This window comes from Bacillus sp. 522_BSPC (assembly GCF_001076885.1).
Taxonomy (GTDB): domain Bacteria; phylum Bacillota; class Bacilli; order Bacillales; family Cytobacillaceae; genus Niallia; species Niallia hominis.
Genome location: NZ_JVDT01000124.1, coordinates 178 through 18,064 on the forward strand (window position 1 = coordinate 178; position 17,887 = coordinate 18,064).

The 17,887-nt window shown below is 38.6% G+C and carries 17 protein-coding genes; 4 read left to right on the top strand and 13 right to left on the bottom strand.

Going from position 1 to position 17,887, the window contains the following annotated elements:
- Window positions 1–210: 210 nt before the first annotated feature.
- Both ADJ83_RS09895 and ADJ83_RS09900 read right to left on the bottom strand, forming a co-directional pair.
- Complete coding sequence (locus tag ADJ83_RS09895) at window positions 211–1,188, bottom strand: Gfo/Idh/MocA family protein (protein WP_048717697.1); 978 nt, start codon at window positions 1,186–1,188, stop codon at window positions 211–213.
- Between the two features lie 78 nt (window positions 1,189–1,266).
- Complete coding sequence (locus ADJ83_RS09900; RefSeq protein WP_048717698.1) at window positions 1,267–2,178, bottom strand: glycoside hydrolase domain-containing protein; 912 nt, start codon at window positions 2,176–2,178, stop codon at window positions 1,267–1,269.
- A gap of 166 nt (window positions 2,179–2,344) precedes the next feature.
- Here ADJ83_RS09900 and ADJ83_RS25545 point away from each other — a divergent pair, with 166 nt between their 5' ends.
- Window positions 2,345–2,521 (top strand): hypothetical protein, encoded by a 177-nt coding sequence (locus ADJ83_RS25545; RefSeq protein ID WP_155986783.1) that lies wholly within the window; start codon window positions 2,345–2,347, stop codon window positions 2,519–2,521.
- 91 nt (window positions 2,522–2,612) lie between these two features.
- Complete coding sequence (locus ADJ83_RS09905; protein ID WP_048717699.1) at window positions 2,613–3,197, top strand: hypothetical protein; 585 nt, start codon at window positions 2,613–2,615, stop codon at window positions 3,195–3,197.
- Between the two features lie 55 nt (window positions 3,198–3,252).
- Here ADJ83_RS09905 and ADJ83_RS09910 read toward each other — a convergent pair whose 3' ends face one another.
- The 5 genes from ADJ83_RS09910 to ADJ83_RS09925 all read right to left on the bottom strand — a co-directional run bounded on the left by ADJ83_RS09910 (window position 3,253) and on the right by ADJ83_RS09925 (window position 7,983).
- Window positions 3,253–4,077: a carbohydrate ABC transporter permease gene (locus ADJ83_RS09910; RefSeq protein WP_048717709.1), complete on the bottom strand. Its 825-nt coding sequence runs from the start codon at window positions 4,075–4,077 to the stop codon at window positions 3,253–3,255.
- A 67-nt stretch (window positions 4,078–4,144) separates the two neighbouring features.
- Window positions 4,145–5,029, bottom strand: coding sequence for a carbohydrate ABC transporter permease (locus ADJ83_RS09915; RefSeq protein WP_048717700.1), 885 nt, complete (start codon window positions 5,027–5,029; stop codon window positions 4,145–4,147).
- 332 nt (window positions 5,030–5,361) lie between these two features.
- Window positions 5,362–6,678, bottom strand: a complete 1,317-nt coding sequence (locus ADJ83_RS09920) for an ABC transporter substrate-binding protein (protein WP_192840941.1) — start codon at window positions 6,676–6,678, stop codon at window positions 5,362–5,364.
- Window positions 6,679–6,865: 187 nt separating this feature from the next.
- Window positions 6,866–7,018 carry a hypothetical protein gene (locus ADJ83_RS25550; RefSeq protein WP_160314252.1) on the bottom strand — a complete coding sequence of 51 codons (153 nt, stop codon included), beginning with the start codon at window positions 7,016–7,018 and terminating at the stop codon, window positions 6,866–6,868.
- A 23-nt stretch (window positions 7,019–7,041) separates the two neighbouring features.
- Window positions 7,042–7,983 carry a glycoside hydrolase family 113 gene (locus tag ADJ83_RS09925; RefSeq protein ID WP_048717701.1) on the bottom strand — a complete coding sequence of 314 codons (942 nt, stop codon included), beginning with the start codon at window positions 7,981–7,983 and terminating at the stop codon, window positions 7,042–7,044.
- Window positions 7,984–8,143: 160 nt separating this feature from the next.
- Between ADJ83_RS09925 and ADJ83_RS09930 the strand changes: the two genes are divergently transcribed.
- Window positions 8,144–9,493 carry an MATE family efflux transporter gene (locus tag ADJ83_RS09930; RefSeq protein WP_048717702.1) on the top strand — a complete coding sequence of 450 codons (1,350 nt, stop codon included), beginning with the start codon at window positions 8,144–8,146 and terminating at the stop codon, window positions 9,491–9,493.
- Window positions 9,494–9,530: 37 nt separating this feature from the next.
- Window positions 9,531–10,715 (top strand): AGE family epimerase/isomerase, encoded by a 1,185-nt coding sequence (locus ADJ83_RS09935; protein WP_239687074.1) that lies wholly within the window; start codon window positions 9,531–9,533, stop codon window positions 10,713–10,715.
- A 41-nt stretch (window positions 10,716–10,756) separates the two neighbouring features.
- Here the strand turns inward: ADJ83_RS09935 and mgrA are convergent, their stop codons facing one another.
- The 6 genes from mgrA to ADJ83_RS09965 form a co-directional block, all read right to left on the bottom strand.
- Complete coding sequence (gene mgrA / locus ADJ83_RS09940) at window positions 10,757–11,749, bottom strand: L-glyceraldehyde 3-phosphate reductase (RefSeq protein WP_192840942.1); 993 nt, start codon at window positions 11,747–11,749, stop codon at window positions 10,757–10,759.
- Between the two features lie 95 nt (window positions 11,750–11,844).
- Window positions 11,845–12,117: a hypothetical protein gene (locus tag ADJ83_RS25555; protein WP_160314253.1), complete on the bottom strand. Its 273-nt coding sequence runs from the start codon at window positions 12,115–12,117 to the stop codon at window positions 11,845–11,847.
- Window positions 12,077–12,952 (bottom strand): ROK family protein, encoded by an 876-nt coding sequence (locus ADJ83_RS09950; protein WP_048717706.1) that lies wholly within the window; start codon window positions 12,950–12,952, stop codon window positions 12,077–12,079. Before ADJ83_RS09950 ends, ADJ83_RS25555 begins: the two co-directional genes overlap by 41 nt.
- 92 nt (window positions 12,953–13,044) lie before the next feature.
- Complete coding sequence (locus tag ADJ83_RS09955; protein WP_048717707.1) at window positions 13,045–14,436, bottom strand: glycoside hydrolase family 1 protein; 1,392 nt, start codon at window positions 14,434–14,436, stop codon at window positions 13,045–13,047.
- 13 nt (window positions 14,437–14,449) lie between these two features.
- Window positions 14,450–16,684 (bottom strand): alpha-galactosidase, encoded by a 2,235-nt coding sequence (locus ADJ83_RS09960; RefSeq protein WP_048717711.1) that lies wholly within the window; start codon window positions 16,682–16,684, stop codon window positions 14,450–14,452.
- Window positions 16,677–17,636: an acetylxylan esterase gene (locus tag ADJ83_RS09965; protein ID WP_048717708.1), complete on the bottom strand. Its 960-nt coding sequence runs from the start codon at window positions 17,634–17,636 to the stop codon at window positions 16,677–16,679. The genes ADJ83_RS09960 and ADJ83_RS09965 overlap by 8 nt, the downstream gene beginning before the upstream one ends.
- Between the last annotated feature and the right edge of the window lie 251 nt (window positions 17,637–17,887).

Genomic DNA, 17,887 nt, shown 5'->3' on the forward strand with positions numbered 1-17,887 from the left:
GCTTCTCTGTTACCTTTCCCTCTACTTTTTCTTGTTTTTGGGCTCAGAGACGGCTCCTCCTCAAACCGGTCCATCAAAACAAAATCCCATCTTAATCTGGTTTTCAAATTCCTCTAATAACTTCAGCAGTTCTTCCCCCATACACTTTCACACTTCCTCCCACCAAAAAAAGAAACACTCCCCAAAAGAAATGTTTTTCTCCCCGTTTTATTATTGATAATACCCTTTTATCAGCTGGTCCATTACCCAATTCGTTCTTGCTCCACTAACACCTGTGCTTGGGCTAGTTCCTTTTCCTGTTAATTCATCCACCATCAATTGAATCAGATGCTGTTGGATGTGGCGAGGATTTTCGATTACCCACTCTTCTTTTGATTCTGGAGTCGTGAAGGTAATTGGGCCGTTGCCAAAGGTTGCGAAAGTAAGTTTGCCTTTGCTGCCGACGATTTCGTTTTCGTCGATATGGTCATGGGCACTGAAACACCAAGTGCCTGTCCCGTGAACGCCTGACTCAAATAGATAGGTGCCGGTTACGATATCTTCCGCTTGGTAGCTGCCATTTTGATTGGATGCGAATCCTTTTGCTTCTTTAATGGGACCAAACAGAAAATCAAGAATATTTAATGTATGACTTGCTAAATCAAGGAAAAGGCCGCCGCCAGCAAGCTCGGGCTGCACTCTCCATGCTTGATCATCTTTTAACGCTGGCTGATATTGGATTGTTCGCACAAATCGAATATCCCCTAATACGCCGCTGTCGATGATTTCTTTTATTTTCAAAAAACGAGGAAGTGCTCGTCGATAATAGGCTACAAATAAAGGTACCTCTGCTTGTTTACATGCTTCAATCATGTCTTGACATTCCTGATAATTTCTTGCCATTGGTTTTTCTACATACACTGGTTTGCCTGCTTTAGCTGCAAGAATCGTGTATTCTTTATGAAAACCTGGAGGGGTAGCGATATAAACAGCATCAACCTCTGGATCATTAATCAAAGCTTTTGCATCGTCATACCATTTAGGAACATGATGACGCTCTGCATAATCTTTTGCCAATTCGCCATTCCGCCTCATTACAGCGACTAGCTTAGAATTTTCAGCGAGCTGAAACCCTGGTCCGCTTTTAACCTCTGTTACGTCTCCACAGCCAATAATTCCCCATCGAACTTCTTTCTCAAATGATTTCATCTTTTTATTCACCTCATTTATTCATTCGCTATCCTCTCTTGAAAACCCTTTATTAATACCATAATTTGTCTAGTCAAATTATATTTTTATTACCTGGCCCACATAGATAAGGTTAATATTCTTAATCTGCGGATTCTTTGCTTGAATCGCTTGAATGGTGGTGCTATAGGTTTTCGCGATTTTCGTTAACGTTTCCCCACTTGACACAATATGAATCGTTTCATGATGGGGATTGATCCAAGATCCCGGCTTGCCCTCCACTTTCGTAACATTTATCATTCCTTGGGAGGTATTAAAAATTGCATAGGTTCCCGGCTTGACGGTCCCTTTTTTATTTTTCCCAGATTTGGCATCAGCAGCTGTCAGAAAAGCGCCCGTTTCCTGTTGAACAGTATACTTACTGGTCTGCACAGCTTCCGCCGCTCCCCAATGTCCTGGACTTTGCATAATTCGATTTCGATCGATATTGACCCCTTCGATGATAATATTATTCTCGTGCTGATACATGTGAATAAATGGTGCTACTTCCCCGCGGGACCACGCATAGGTTTGCCAAAAATAATCGGCATCGTTCTTCATCGCATACATCACCGCATAGGAACCATAAATCCCTACCTTATAGGACGGCAATTGCTTTTTCACGGCTGATAAATAGGTTTGGATATTTGCCATTTGCTTACCCGTTATATCACAATCAACGGCAAAATAGATTGCCGTTCCTTCTGGTTGATCGACTGCTTTAGCCCATTTTTCTGCGTCTTTTCCATCTGTGATTCCTTGCTTTTCGGTAAAATAGGAAAGTTTATTGGCACTTTTTTGAAAAATGCTAATTAGCTTGATTCCTGCTTTTTGAATAATCTCTGCCTCCTTTTTATCAAATGACTTCCAACTTGATCCCAAATATCGCGCGGCATATTCAAAGCCTGCCCCCTTTAAATCCCTCGCCATTTTCTCCGTTAATTTTGTCGCACAATCAAATCCTATTGTCATTTCAACAACTCCTTTTTTCTTTTATATAGAAAAAAAGCTAGCAAAAGGACAGGAATTCCCTTTTTTCTTTCTTATATAAAAGTATTCTTGATTGCTTTTCCATATAAGCACTTGAATAAGAATGACCCTTTGTTATCAAACTAAAAGAAAAAAAGGGTGAATTTATATGACCAACTTGTTGAACATGGTGCTGACTAATTTATTTTCTTCCTATTTACTCCACCGCAATTTGCATTGGCACCGAAAGCTTGTCGTGCTTGCTATTCCATTGTTTTTATTTTTTATGGTTGTTCAGGCTGAGTATATTGTTAATCGGTTGAAGAAGAATACATTCCATTTTTAAAAGGAAGGGAATGAAATACCTTCCTTTCCCTATTGATTATCCCCTTGTTTGCATGTATAACTAACATATAGACATTAAAAGGGTGAACATATTGAATAATAAGATTATACTTTTCATCAACAGAGTGGCTCAGTATACGACTGCTGGGTTTTATTTTTGGATGTATCTTTTACGCGGTGGCTTTGTTTATGGTTTAGTACCTGCTGGCATTGGTTTGATTCATGCCATTGAGAGTATTCATAACGAGGTGGAATATAGTATTCGGATTTCTTTTGAAGAAGCTTTTCAAAAACATAAGGACAATAAATTGCTTTCCTTTGTTGTCTTTTTCCTGACTGTAATTAGTTTAATCTCTGTTTATTATTCTTTTATTGCTGTTAGTCCAATGCTTGGCTTTTTTCAATTCCCACTTGTTTTCTTTACTTTTTTTGCATGGATTTATTATATTTACTGCATTTATTTTCTAGCTTATCCGCCGAAAGGCAATGAAAAGAAAAAGTGGATTTATGCACTCGCTTTTGATACATGTATTCGACGTTTTTTCAACAGTATTATAATACTTGCAACCTTAATTGCGATTAGTTTTCTCGTACGCATCAATTTATTAGTATTCCTCTTCTTCGCTCCACCGCTAACCATTTTTTTGACAAAATATATTGTACCAAGACCAAATTAACAAAAAACAGGGGATAGCACCTTATGAAGTGCCATCCCCTTTTCTCTTATAAACCTTATTTCACCGAACCAGAAACACCGTTATAAATATGCTTCTGTAATGTTAAGAATACAATTAAAATTGGCAGAATTACAATGATAACTCCAGCAAGAATAACTGGCCAATCTGTGCCGTATGGACCTTTGAAGGCAAACAATGCTGTTGAAATTACCTTCAAGTCTGGTGATGGCATGTAAAGAAATGGATTGTAGAAGTCATTGTAAATTCCTACTCCACTGATGATTAGAATGGTAATCATCGGCGCTTTTAATAATGGAAGAATGATTTTACGGTAGATGGTAAAATAAGATGCTCCTTCCAAAATGGCTGCTTCATCTAAAGAAACAGGAATGTTCTTTAAATACTGTAAAAAGATATAGACGGCAATTACATCCGTTCCTAAGTTAAGAACAATAACAGACCAAATCGTATTAAATAATCCCATTCCATTTATAATTTGGAAGGTTGCTACCTGTGTTGTTATCCCAGGAATTAGTGTTGCAATAAGGAATAGGGCAAGAATAACCTTCTTCATTTTAAAATTAAAGCGATCAAGTACATATGCGATCATTGTTCCTAAAAGGAGCTTTCCAATAATCGATGCAATAAAGATGAGAATCGTATTTTTAAAGCCAGTGAGCATTTGGCCATCAACAAAAGCAGTTACATAATTGTCGAAGGTAAAATTCTTCGGCAATGCTAGCACACCTGTTGTTAAAAATTCCTGCTTCGATTTAAAGGAGCCAATAATCACAACTAAAACAGGGATAATGGCAACGGCTGCTCCGAGTAGCAAACTTCCATATTTTACGATGAATCCAAGGATATTCTTGATTATCATCGCATTCGTTAATCCATTTTCGCCTTTTATTCCTGCTTGTTTTTCATATCCTGCTTGTGATTTCATGCTATTTCGCTCCTTTCTCTCTTGTTAAGTATTGCTGTAGCAATGTCACAACAATAACAATAACAAGTAATACTAATGCCATCGCAGAGGCTAATCCTACTTTGCTAAACTTAAAGGCCGTGTCGATTGTCTGGATAACGAATGTCTTCGTACCGTTTGATCCGCCTGTCATAATGTAAGGAATTTCGAATACGCTAAGCGATCCACTAATACCAAGAATGATATTTAAGAAAATAATTTGTTTAATGCTTGGCATGATAATATATCGGAATTGCTGCCAGCGATTTGCTCCATCAATCTCTGCAGCTTCATAAATTTCTGAATCAATAGACTGAATAGCCCCAAGAAAAATAATAAAGTTAAAGCCCATATAACGCCAGATAGAAGTAAAGGCCATCGATATGTTATTAATCGAGCGATCTCCTAACCATAAACGGATTTGATCTTCTAATCCTAAGAAAGATAGTACTGTATCTAACGTACCTCCTCCTTTATAGAAGTATAAGAAAATAAATCCGATTGCTACCCCATTCAATAAGTATGGGAAGAAAAGAATCCCTTTCCAAAGATTCGCAAATTTCACTTTAAAGGTTAAAACTGTTGCAAAATATAAAGCGATTCCTAACTGCACAAATGTTGCAAAGAAATAATATAAACTCACTTTAAAAACAGAGAAATATTCAGGAGTAGTAAAAATGCGAATATAGTTATCCCAGCCAACATTTTCACTTGTTGGGCTTATTCCATTCCAATTTGTAAAGCTATACTGGACCATTTTTAATAATGGGTAATATGAAAATAACAAAAGCAAAAATACTGGTAGTGCGGAGAACAATACAATGATTAATCTTCTTTGCCCATCGTATCCCAATTTAAATTTATTCATCTTGCCTACACCTCTTTATTCTTTCGATAACGCCTATTTATGGAAAATTTTTCACCTCTGTTGGCGCCGGAGCAAAATTTGAAATTAACAAAGACGAAACTCTCTTTTGTTATAGCAAACGTACAATGAATAAATAATAGCTACAAAGTATGGTGGTATTCTCTTGCTGTGTTTCGTCTATTTGCCTAAACTTATAATTAACGAAGGTTATCTTAAGAGATTGACTCTTTTAAGATAACCCCCATTTTTAAAAACTCTTTTCTATCAATTGTTGTTTTTAACCGTTTTCATTAATCTATAAGCTCCGTCTTTTATTTAGCATCATTCTTAGCTTATTGACCAACGTCTTCGATTGCTTTACCCCATTTTTCGTTAAGATCTTTCATGATATCATCGAAAGATTCTTTCGTGTTTCCTTTAGCAGAATCCACGATGCGTTGTTTTGTTGCATCTGTTGTACCTAAACCAATTTCAGAGCTATTATTGATATCAGCAAATAATGATTCTTTTCCAGCAGGTGCTGGTGTTGGTTGGAAGAATTCCACGCCAGCTGTTTCCATTGATTTAAGCGCATTCGGTAATTGTGCTCCCACTATTGGAGAAATGCCTCCAGTATCAGCGGCATAATTAGACTCGTCTACAAACCAATCTAAGAAAGTGCGTGCTGCTTCTTTATGTTCGCTATTTACGTTAATACCGATATTGTAGTCTCCACCAATTGTCGTATATTGTTTTCCATCATGTGTAGTTGGGAAAGCGGCAAATTGAATATCATCTGGATTTTCTGCTAATGCTTGTACCTGTTCAATCGCCCAGCTTCCTAATACCATTGCCGCCACTTTTCCATCAGCAAGGTCTTGCTTAGATTGTTCCCAATCTGTTGTGGTTGGATCTGCTTCTGTATAGCCTTCTTTTACAGAATCATAAAGCAATTTGTAAATAGTATTCATAGGTTTTCCATCATCAAATGGCGTTTTATCTGTTGTTAGCTCATTTGTGAAGTTTGGATCGCCTGCTGCAGATTCACGTACGAAATCCCAGTTAGACATTGCCCAGTTTGATGCATAGTTTGTATATAATGGCGTAATATCCGGATTCGATTCTTTAATTTTTCCTAAAGCTGTTAAGAAATCTTCTGGTGTTCTTGGGAATTCTGTAATTCCAGCATCATTAAACACTTTCATATTAACAAGAACTCCTGTTGTATTTACTGCAATTGGAATACCGTATGATACACCGTCATATGCACGGTCTGTTAATAGTAAGTATTTTTCTTCTAATTCTTTCTGATCGCCAAGTGGCTCAAAAAAGTTTGCATTGTCTTCTGGCTTAATAGTCGTTGGAACCATTAATACATCGCCATAGTCTTTTGAATTCATACGAATTTGCATTTGGCCTGCATAGTCTGTAATTGTTTCTACTTTTACTTCAATGTCAGGATGCTCTTCATTAAATTGTGCAATGTACTCATCCCATTTACCATTCCCAGACCAGTCTGTTTTGTGGTTAATGAAAGTGATTGTCTCTTTACCGTCTGCCCCTTTCTCACCTTGCTTTTCTGAATCGCTACTACAAGCACCTAGCATTAACGCAGCTGCACTAGCAATTAGGCCAAATCGAAATAGTTTGTTACCTTTTTTGATCCCCATTTTATTTTCCCTCCAAATAATTAGGTCATATAAAGAGTTGAAGCATATTTAAAACCTTTACATTAAGCGCTTACAAACATATTCTACCATGAAGTTTTTAATTTGTATAGTCTTTTATTATAAAAGTAATGACAAATATTTTTACGTGGTTCCGTAATACGGTAAGCGTGTTCATTTTAGGTGTTTTCTATTTTGGTTGCTGTTTGTTTGTGCTGTTTAGAGCTTCTGGGTTTCCTTTCTTTGATGAACGCTGCTTTTCCCTTTGGCTCCGTTGCTTTTGGTTTTCATCTCTTGGGTGAACACCACTTCCTCCATTAACTACATTAAAACTAGCCTTCATTCCATACTAACCTCTACACATCCTTACTCTCCACCAACTGATGAATAATAATCCTTAATTACCTTCTCAGCAGCTTTCCCATAAACAGCGTAATCTTGATCACTGCCTGCTTTTTCGATTGGATAGAGATGGGCTTTCCAATCCCATAATGCAAAGCCTTTGACCCAGCTTCGTTTACTTGTTGCTTTGAACATGGCTTCGTACCATCTTTTTTGGACTTCTTCGCTGAACTCGCCTCTTTTTGTCCAATCATTTGGAAGTAACTCTCCGCCTGTCCAGCTTGGGCAGCCTGCTTCACAGAAAAAGAATGGTTTCTGGTGCTTCTCTACTACTTTTTCAATACGATCTAATTGTGTTTCCCATGCGTCAATTGGATAATAGCCGCTAGATGAAATTACGTCGACCGCATCCCACCATTTTAAGACATCCTCTTGGTATTTATCACAATTGTAGGTAATTAATCCACTATAAACTTTGCGAACCTCCTTAATAAGGTTACGCCACTCGGACTCTCTTCTGTCTGCATTTACCAGCTCACAGCCGATTACAAACATTGGGCACTTCATTTGCTCAGCTATTTTTGCATAGTGAAGAATGTATGCATTATAGGAAGCAAACCACTCTGACCATTTTGGCTCACATGGAACATCGGTATCAAAAAAATTAATATGTGCACGCCACGTACCGTCGGAAACATTAACCATCGGCTTTAAAATAACCTTTAACCCCATTTTGTTAGCGCATTCAATTAATTCCACTGTTTCTTCATCACTGACTACATTCGGGTGATCCTTCCAATTAATCGTGATGGATTGTGGCGTGTCTTGTTCTGCTACAACTGTGAGGACAATATGTTCAACTGCACACCTTTCTTTTACCAAATGCAGTGATTCTTTTGTTCTAGCATCTTGCCATTCGCCCCTTTTGTTCATGAATCCAAAGCTAAACCCTTTAATGAATTCCATATAGATTCCCCCCTATTCATCGTTGTCCTTAATAAAATATAAAGTTTTGTATTGAATTGTCTATACTTTTGTTGTAAATTAATTATATATTTCGACTTCCGATAAGTAAAGACCAAATCGGGAGAAAAAATAGACAATTTAATAGAAAGAAAGTGACTGAATGGAAGATACCAAGAAAGAGTATTATAGGAAAATGTTGTATTTCACTATTCCTATTACTATTCAACTTCTGATTACATCTGGTCTCAATATAATTGATTCAATTATGGTGGGCAGATTAGGGGTAGATAGTATTGCAGCTGTAGGAATTGCTAATAAATTCACGCAAATCCCAACGATATTGCTGCAAGGTTTCGCTAGTGGGGCAACGATTTTCTGTGCCCAATATTGGGGAGCACGAAATAAAAATGGGGTTAGTCGTTCCGTTATTTTTGTAAGCGTACTCACCGCAGTGTTTTCTCTTATGTTTACCCTTTTGACACAGTTCTTCTCCTTTCCAATCCTTGGCTTCTTTTCTTCGGATGTGTCTGTTAAACAATTGGGTGGGGAATTCCTGAAAATCATCGGCTACTCGTATGTATTCACTGCGCTATCGATGATTTTTGTAATCGCTTTAAAAACAACAGGGGAGGTGCGAAAACCGACCTACTATAGCGTAATTGCTTTATTAGTTAATACGCTATTAAACTACATTCTTATTTATGGAAACTTCGGGGCACCAACACTTGGCGTAGAGGGTGCTGCGATTGCAACCTTAATCGCGCGTATCATCCAAACGGCTCTTTTATTCATGCTTCTTGTAAAAAAAGAGTTTATTTCTTTTTCGATTATTAAAAAGAATCTCGATGTTTTTCGAAGTAATTTAAGCAAGCAGTACTTTCAGATTACATTGCCATCGATTATTAACCATGGTACTTGGACGCTTGGGGATACGCTCTTTTTCTGGCTCTATGCGACAATGGGAACGAATCAGACAGCTGCTATTTCCATGATTGATCCGATTATTTTTATCTTCACTTGTGTGTTTACGGGGATAAGTGATGCATCTGCTGTGATGATCGGAAATCAGCTTGGAGCAAATGATAAGAACGGTGCTTTTCAGTATGCAAAGAATTTTATCCGCATTACAACAGGCACATCTGTCATTGTAGGCATTCTCATTCTGATTGCTTTGCCACACGTATTATCCCTTTATCAGCTTACACCAGAAGTAGAACAACTTGTATATGGCGTTTTCTTTGTTTATATTCCCTATTCCATTGCCAAAAATTTAAACTATATCAACAATGTAGGCATCCTTCGAGCTGGTGGGGATACTAAATATGTAATGTGGTTGGATACGATTGGCGTTTGGCTAGTTGGTCTTCCGCTAGCAGCATTAGGCGTTTATTTTCAGTTCCCTTTGTTTGCAGTCTACGCACTTGCAAACTCACATGATTTTATTCGTGCCTTCTTGGGTATAAAAAGGACTTATACAAAGAAATGGATTCGAAATATTGTCAAAGGATAAAAAATGAATTGTTAAGGAGGAGTTTCCATTGAAAAAAGTGGAGTTTATCAAAGAGTTAGAGAATCGTATTTTGCCATTTTGGTTGAATTTAGTTGATAAGGAGTATGGGGGTTTTTACGGAGTAGTTGATTATCAATTAAAGGTGCATCCAGAGGCCCATAAAGGGGGCGTTTTAGGTGCTAGAAACCTATGGGCCTTTTCCGCTGCCTATCAATATAAACAAGACCCCGCCTATTTAGAAGCAGCACACCATGCCTATGATTTTTTGAAAAATAAGCTTTGGGATCAGGAAAATGGTGGCATCTATTGGCTTGTTGACTACAAAGGAGATCCTGTCATCTCTTCCAAGCACGTCTATGCACAAAGTTTTGCACTCTATGGCTTAAGCGAATACTATAAGATATCAAAAAGTGAGGAAGTATTAACCTTAGCCAAAAACCTATTTCATATCATTGAAAATATTTGCTATTCAGAAGACTCCAACGGCTATTTAGAGGAATTTAATGCTGATTGGACAAAGAAAGAAAATGTTTTATTAAATGAAGGAGCGGAGGCTGCTTTTACAACAAATAGCCATTTGCATATTATCGAAGCTTATACAACACTCTACCAAATTTGGCCAGACGAAGGGCTATTAAATAAAATCGATAATCTATTAACACTGTTCCATACACATATTTTTAACCATGAAAAGCATTATTGCCAAGCTGCCTTTGATCAAAATTGGAATAGTATTAAAGACACATTTTCGTTTGGGCATGATATTGAAACAAGCTGGCTATTAACGGAAGCGATGGAAGTAACAAAGCTTGATCGTCCCGAAGTAGTGGAAATTAATAAGCTGATGGCACTTGAAGTCGCTAGAGAAGGACGAGCTGAAGATGGATCACTGATGGATTGCAAGGCAAACGACATTATCCGCCCAACAAGAGTCTGGTGGGGCCAGGCGGAAGCTGTCATTGGCTTTCATAATGCCTATGAACTAACAAATATCCCAAACTATTTAAGATACAGTGAAGAGGTTTGGACATATATTCAAGCGTCTATTCTGGATAAACGAGAGGGTGGCGAATGGTACTCCCGCATTGATGCAAACGGGGAGGTTATTTCTTCCCTGCGTGATCCTAAATACAGTACGCCAGAGAATATTGTTGATTCATGGAAATGCCCATACCATAATGCAAGAATGTGCTTGGAAATGATTAAGCGTTTAGAAGATTAATAAAAATAAGCAAACCCACTTGGGCAGTGGGTTTGCTCTTTTTATGCCATTAAAATGCTGTCTATAGCCGCTAGCTCTTCTTTACTAAAGTGAATGTTATTTAAAGCTTTCACATTATCTTCAATCTGACTCACTTTACTTGCACCAATTAGAACACTCGTGACAATTCCATCGCGTAAAATCCAAGCAACCGCCATTTCTGCAAGTGTTTGCCCTCGTTCTTTAGCAATATTGTTTAATGCTTTTACTTTATCAAGCGTTTGGTCCACATTTTCTTTATGTAGCCATAACCCCGTTTCGCGATTTGCACGAGAATCTTCTGGAATCCCATTTAGATATCTGTCTGTCAATAATCCTTGAGCAAGGGGACTGAAGGCAATAGCCCCAAGTTGTTTTTCAACAAGGACATCCTTCAAGCCTTCTTCAATCCAGCGGTTAAACATGCTATAGGAAGGCTGATGAATAATGAATGGCGTTTTTTTCACTGCAAAAATTTCAGCAATCTCTCTAGTTTGCTCTGGAGTATAGTTCGAAACGCCAACATAGAGAGCCTTCCCTTGACGCACCAATAAGTCCAATGCTTCCGCCGTTTCCTCTAAAGGAGTCTCTTCATCTGGACGATGATGATAATAAATATCTACATACTCAAGCCCCATTCGCTTTAAGCTTTGATCCAGACTAGCTACTAAATACTTTTTCGAACCTCCATCTCCATAAGGACCAGCCCACATCCCATAGCCTGCTTTCGTGGAAATAATTAATTCATCCCGATATGGCCTCATATCCTTTTCCATAATCTTCGCAAAATTCTCTTCCGCACTACCAGCAGGAGGTCCATAGTTATTCGCTAAGTCAAAATGCGTGATACCTAGATCAAACGCTCTTCTCACAAGAGCACGACTATTCTCAAATAAATCAACATCCCCAAAATTATGCCATAGCCCTAATGATAACGCCGATAATTTCAACCCACTTTTCCCAACACGGTTGTATTTCATCTTTTCATATCTATGTTCATTCGCAATATACATAATCAATCCCTCTTCTCCAAGTATTTTAACTGCTACTTTTTGAAAAAAAAACATAGTGGACTAGCAATTTATTAGACTTTAGGTAGAACATTTGGTGGTTAATCACCACTTCGTCGAAACAGTACCAGTTTGTTTGTGAGTTTAGCCGTTTTACATGCGCATTTTGCTAGTTTACTTGTGGGTTTGGCGCTGTTACTTGCGCCTTTCACTGAGTTAGTTGCGCCTTCTCCAGTTTTTCTTGCGACTTTCTCTACTTTACTTGCGACTCCGACTCTTTTTCTTGCGCCCTTCGCACCTTTTCTTGCGACTCCGACTCTTTTCTTGCGACCGCTACCTTCCAAACGCAAGCTGATAATTATATACTGCCCCAATTAAATTCGCATCGTTTCGAAATTCGCAAATTGCTACTTCTGGAACAAATGGAGCGATTTTCGCGCTTTTTACAACTTTTTCGAGATATTTGTTCAGCTTGTCAAGTAAGTCTTCCTTGCTAGAGACACCGCCGCCGATAATGATTTTTTCTGGATCAAAGCTGTATTGCAGATTATAGATGCCTGTTGCTAAATAGTGATAAAATGTTTCTACCTCTTCTTGTGCAATGTCATCTCCTTGTTCTGCGAGCTCAAATACTTCCTTGCCGCTTAATTCCCTTTCTAATTGCTTCCGTTTGGAATAACGCTGTGCCATTTTCACCGCAGTACCTAGGTCGCTGAATGTTTGATCATCTTTTAAAAGCATGTATCCGAATTCGCCGCCAAATAGATGCTTTCCGTGACGTATTTTCCCGTCGACGATAACTGATCCGCCAATTCCAGAGCCTATAACAACAAACAAAACATTTTGCAGTCCTTTTGCTGCTCCTTTCCATACTTCCGCAAGCGCTGCACAGTTCGCATCATTTTCCATCGAAACAGGGCAGCCAAAAAGCTCCTCTAGCTCGAAAAAAATGGGAAAGTGATGGACATAAGGAACTGCACTTGCCCCTTCAATGACACCTTTGCTCTGGTTAACGGCACCTGGAGCACTGATTGCCACACCGTCAATTTGATATATTGCTTCCATTTTATTTTTTAGCTGGACCATCTCCTGCTTCATCTCATCCCATGTTTTAGGTGTGACGAAAGATCCTTTGTCCACTAGTTCTTCTTTTTCCCATACGGCAAACTTTACAGAAGACCCGCCTATATCCATTACTAATAACGACATATGAATACCTCCACTTTTGTGTGCGTTTTCACTATTATTATATGCTTTAAGAAAAGACCATCGCAAAAGATATGCGATGATCTTCTTACTAATTATTCAATCCCATTATTGGCACTTACTTCTTTGATCCAATGACCTGACTTTTTAATGGTTTTAACCTGTGTATGAATATTATTGGAGATAAATCCATAACGGTTGCGGTAGGCGTTCATCCAGCTCCAGCAATCGATTGGTGTCCATAAATGGTAGCCGTAGCAATTAGAGCCTTCTTCGATTCCTTTATGAACCCATTCTAAATGCTCTTGGATAAATTCGATGCGGTAATCGTCCTCGATTACGCCCTCTTCATTTAAGAAACGTTCTTCACGGGAAACACCCATTCCATTTTCCGATACGAACCATTCGATATTTTTGTAGTTGTCGCGAATATTGATGGCAATATCGTAAAGGGCTTCAGGGAATATTTCCCATCCCTTATCTAAGTTCATACGGCGGCCTGGCATTGCGTAATTATCATAGTAACGATCTGGCATCCAATCTCCGACACTATTTGGTGCTACATCTGGTGCTTTTACGCGAGATGGGTGATAGAAGTTGACGCCAAGCGTATCAATTGTATTTTCTTTTAAAAGCGAAAGCTCTTCGTCTGTTGATTCCCAAATCACTTTATCCTTTGTTAAAAGTTCCACTAACGCTTTTGGAAACTCTCCGTAAACAGCTGTGTGCAGGAACATTTCATTGCGCCATAGATCTGCAATTCGACCTGCTTCCACATCTTCCTTCTTATCACTTGCTGGATAAGAAGGAGTTAAGTTTAGGATTGTACCAATTTTTGCACCCTTCTCATTCATTTTTAAGGCACGGAATTCTTTAATCGCTTTTGCAGATGCTAGGTTTAGATTGTATGCTACCTGTACTGCTTTTTTCCCATCGACTACTTTTGGATAATGAAATTGATATAAATATTGACCATCGACAATGACCATTGGCTCATTAAAAGTGAACCAATGCTTTACGCGATCCCCGAATAATTCGAAGCAACGGCGAGCATATTTGGCAAAAAGATCGACAACATGCTTAGACTCCCAGCCCCCATATTTATGATATAGCTCTTCTGGCAAATCAAAATGGTGTAGGTTCATTACAGGTGTAATCCCTTGCTTAATAAATTCATCGATGACATTGTTATAAAAACGTACACCATCTTCATTTAGGCTTGCTGTTTCGAAATCATCAATTAAACGTGTCCATTGAATAGAAGTACGAACAGAGTTTAAGTTAATTTCTTTCATTAACGCTATATCTTCTACATAGCTATTATAAAAGTTGGACGCTGTATCTGGTCCGACTTGATTATAGAATGCTTCAGGCTCTTTCTCATACCAGTAGTCAAATACATTTGCATGTTGTTTATTAAATCGTCCTTCACTCTGTGGTCCTGATGTCGCTGCACCCCACCAAAAATTTTCTGGGAACTTTTTCATGTTCATTTCTCCTTTATTGTTTCGCTGTTAAATAAAATATTTTGCTGTTGTAATCCGTTATATGCTCTCTTGACCAGTATTCGCTGGCACGGTCAATATAATTTCCTGCGAAAAGGAGACCGATTTCCATTAAATCATCGCCATAGCGCACTACTTCATTGTTTATTGTGTATAATTTATCTGCTGCTAAGCCTTTTAGCTGCAAACGCTCGTAAGGTCTATTTGGCTTTGCTAAAACTTCATAGTAGCCGACAATTGCTTCTGCTCGATCCTCTGAGACAACCATCCACGCTGTTTCATTTTTCGTAAAAGGACTTTGTAGACGGATAAACGTCCCTTGCTGAATCAGCTTGCGATGCTTTTTAAAGAAAGCAATATGCTCCTTTATCTTTGCATGCTCCTCTTCAGTCATTTTTGTAATGTCTAATTCATAGCCAAAAGTACCAAAGAAAGCAACATTCGCTCGCGTATCTAAACTTGTCATTCTACCAACTTGATGGTTTGGAACGGCTGATACATGGCTTCCAATACTAGAAAGTGGATAAACCATGGACGTACCATATTGAATTTTCAATCGCTCTACAGCATCTGTATCATCACTTGCCCATGCTTGCGGAGCATAATAGAGCATACCTGGGTCAAATCTTGCCCCACCTCCTGCACAGGACTCAATTAACAAGTGAGGATATTTTTGAAGTAATCTTTCATATAGAGAATAGACACCTAAAATATATCGATGGAACACTTCCCCTTGTTGCTCCTTTGGCAAAGCAATCGAGAATACCTCAGAAATATAACGGTTCATATCCCACTTAATATAGTCAATTTTGCTCGTTGAAAGAATTGCATCCATCTGTTCAAAAATACGATCGACAACTTCTTGTCGAGAATAGTCAAGGACAAACTGATTTCTGCCATGGGATGTTCTTTTTCCAGGGACATGAATAAGCCAATCTGGATGCTCTGCAAAAAGCTTTGTTCCTTTATTAATCATTTCAGGTTCAAACCATAGACCGAATTTTAGGCCTAACGCATGAATCTTCTCTGCTAAACCCTTTATGCCATTTGGCAATTTGTCTTTATTTTCAAACCAGTCTCCTAAGGAAGAAGTGTCGTCATGTCTTTCGCCAAACCAGCCATCATCTAGAACAAATAGCTCTACCCCAAGCTCGGCTGCTTTTTTCGCAATTTCGACAACCTTTTCCTCGTTAAAGTCAAAATAGGTTGCTTCCCAGTTATTGATGAGAATCGGTCGTTCCTTATCCCGCCATTCGCCTCGAGCAAGTCTCGTGCGATAAAGCTCATGGAAGGTCTGACTCATGCCATTCAATCCTTCATCCGAAAAAACAATGACTGCTTCTGGTGTTTGAAATGATTCCTTTGGCTTTAATCGCCAAGAGAACTCGAATGGATTTATTCCAATCATCGCTCTTGTCACTTGATACGTATCAACTTCAACTTGTGCCAAAAAATTGCCGCTATAAATGAAGCTGAATCCATAAGCTTTTCCTGTATGCTCTGTCGTATCTGGACGAACAAGTGCCATAAACGGATTATGCTGATGACTGCTCGCCCCTCTTGCACTAGAGATAGTTTGAACACCCGTTATTACAGGCTTTCGCTCCATATGATTTTCCCGTGCCCAAGCACCATGCAAATGAACGAGCTCAAAGTTTTTATCTGGAAAATCAAGACTTAAGCTCATGGCCGATTCTAAATCGAAGACTTGCTCTCCATTATTTACAAATTTCACACTTCTAGCAATCGCCTTTCTTCCAGCGAAAATAGTATAAAATAAATGAATGCTTATATCCGAATACGTATCTTTTAATACTACTTCTAGCGTTTCTGCTTCTTCCTTATCCTCTACATAGGTGGCAGGCAATCCAGTTAATGCTGGTTTCCCTTCTAGGATTTTATGATAATCGTAACGGAAATCAGAAATTCGATCCCCCTCTGGATAGCGAATTTGCTGAGCCGGTGTGCGAAAATCAGTTGTTCCATAGGAAGGATATTCTTGTCTTATATGTTCTAAAGAAGAGGTATGGTCCCCCTCTAATTGATTGTTGGAAGGACGAATTTCTCTTTCTAATAAATATTGAAAATTTTCACGATGTCTAATCGCTTTGCCAAAGTAAAGATGCTCAAGCTGGGACGTTTTTTCAATGACGCGAAATAAATAACTAATAAGTCCATTTGTTAAATGAAATTCCAAGGTATCCTCATTGAAAACAATCATTTTACTCATCATTTAACAAAAACCCCCTGACTCTATCTCCTAGCTTCGGCAAATATTCATGGCCGTACTCAGGGAAGAATATCATCTCTTTTGGTGAAGAAATCTGATTGTATACAGCAAATTGTGTTGCCGGCGGACAAACTCCATCTTCTAGCGCAATGGCCCATTTCACTTCCGCCTTAATTCTTGGCGCCAAATGCTGTAAATCAATATATTCTAATGTATTGAAAAATTCCTCTTCTCTGTCATGCATTGGATCCCGGAATCGGAACCAATATGCCAATTCCTCATATGCAGATGAATTAATATCTAGCTCAAACACCTTGCGATAATCGCTAAGGAATGGGTATTGCGCGACTACTTTTTTCACCCGCGGTTCCAACGCCGCACAGACTAACGACAAAGCACCACCCTGTGAAGCTCCCTGAATAGAAATAGCCTCTTCATCCACTTCCTCCATGCTCATTAAAATTCTTGCCGCATGAGCAGTATCTAAAAATACACTTCGATAATAAAGGCTCTCTGGCCCTTCTTCGACACCACGGATAATTAATCCTTTTAATGTCGTTCCTTTTGCAGTTGTATGGTCCTCTGATTCTCCGCCTTGTCCCCGGCAATCCATTGCAAGAACGGCGAACCCTTCTGTTACCCAAGAAAGCTTATCACCAAAATCCCCACTGTCTCCATGGTAGCCATGAAACATTAGCATACCTGGCACTTTTCCTTCTATTTTCTTCGGACGAATATATTGGCATCTTACTTTTGCCCCTTTTACCCCCGTAAAATATAAATTGTAAAAATCCGCAATTTTTGAAGGAATGTCTACTTTTTCTAATGTATAATCTAAGCTTTGATTATCTAGCTCTTGTAACGCCTTGTCCCAAAATGCATCAAAATCTTCGGGCTTTCTTCCAGATCCTTTATATTCTTGATATTCATTGATTACCTGCTCTTTTTTCATGAATGGCACCTCCGAACTGTTATCGCTTTCATTATAATGTATATACTTGAAATTGTAAATGTCTATATTTATTTTAAATATGTAAAACCAAAATTTTATTAGGAGATGGTCGGGGGATGTTTGCTTGAACTGATTGGCACTTTGTTCACTTATTGGTATTTCTGAAAGAGGATCTGTTACCATGATGCTCGCTTTTTTAGTCATTCGGGCTTAGAGAACGCTTCTCTGTTACCTTGAGGACCACTTTTTCT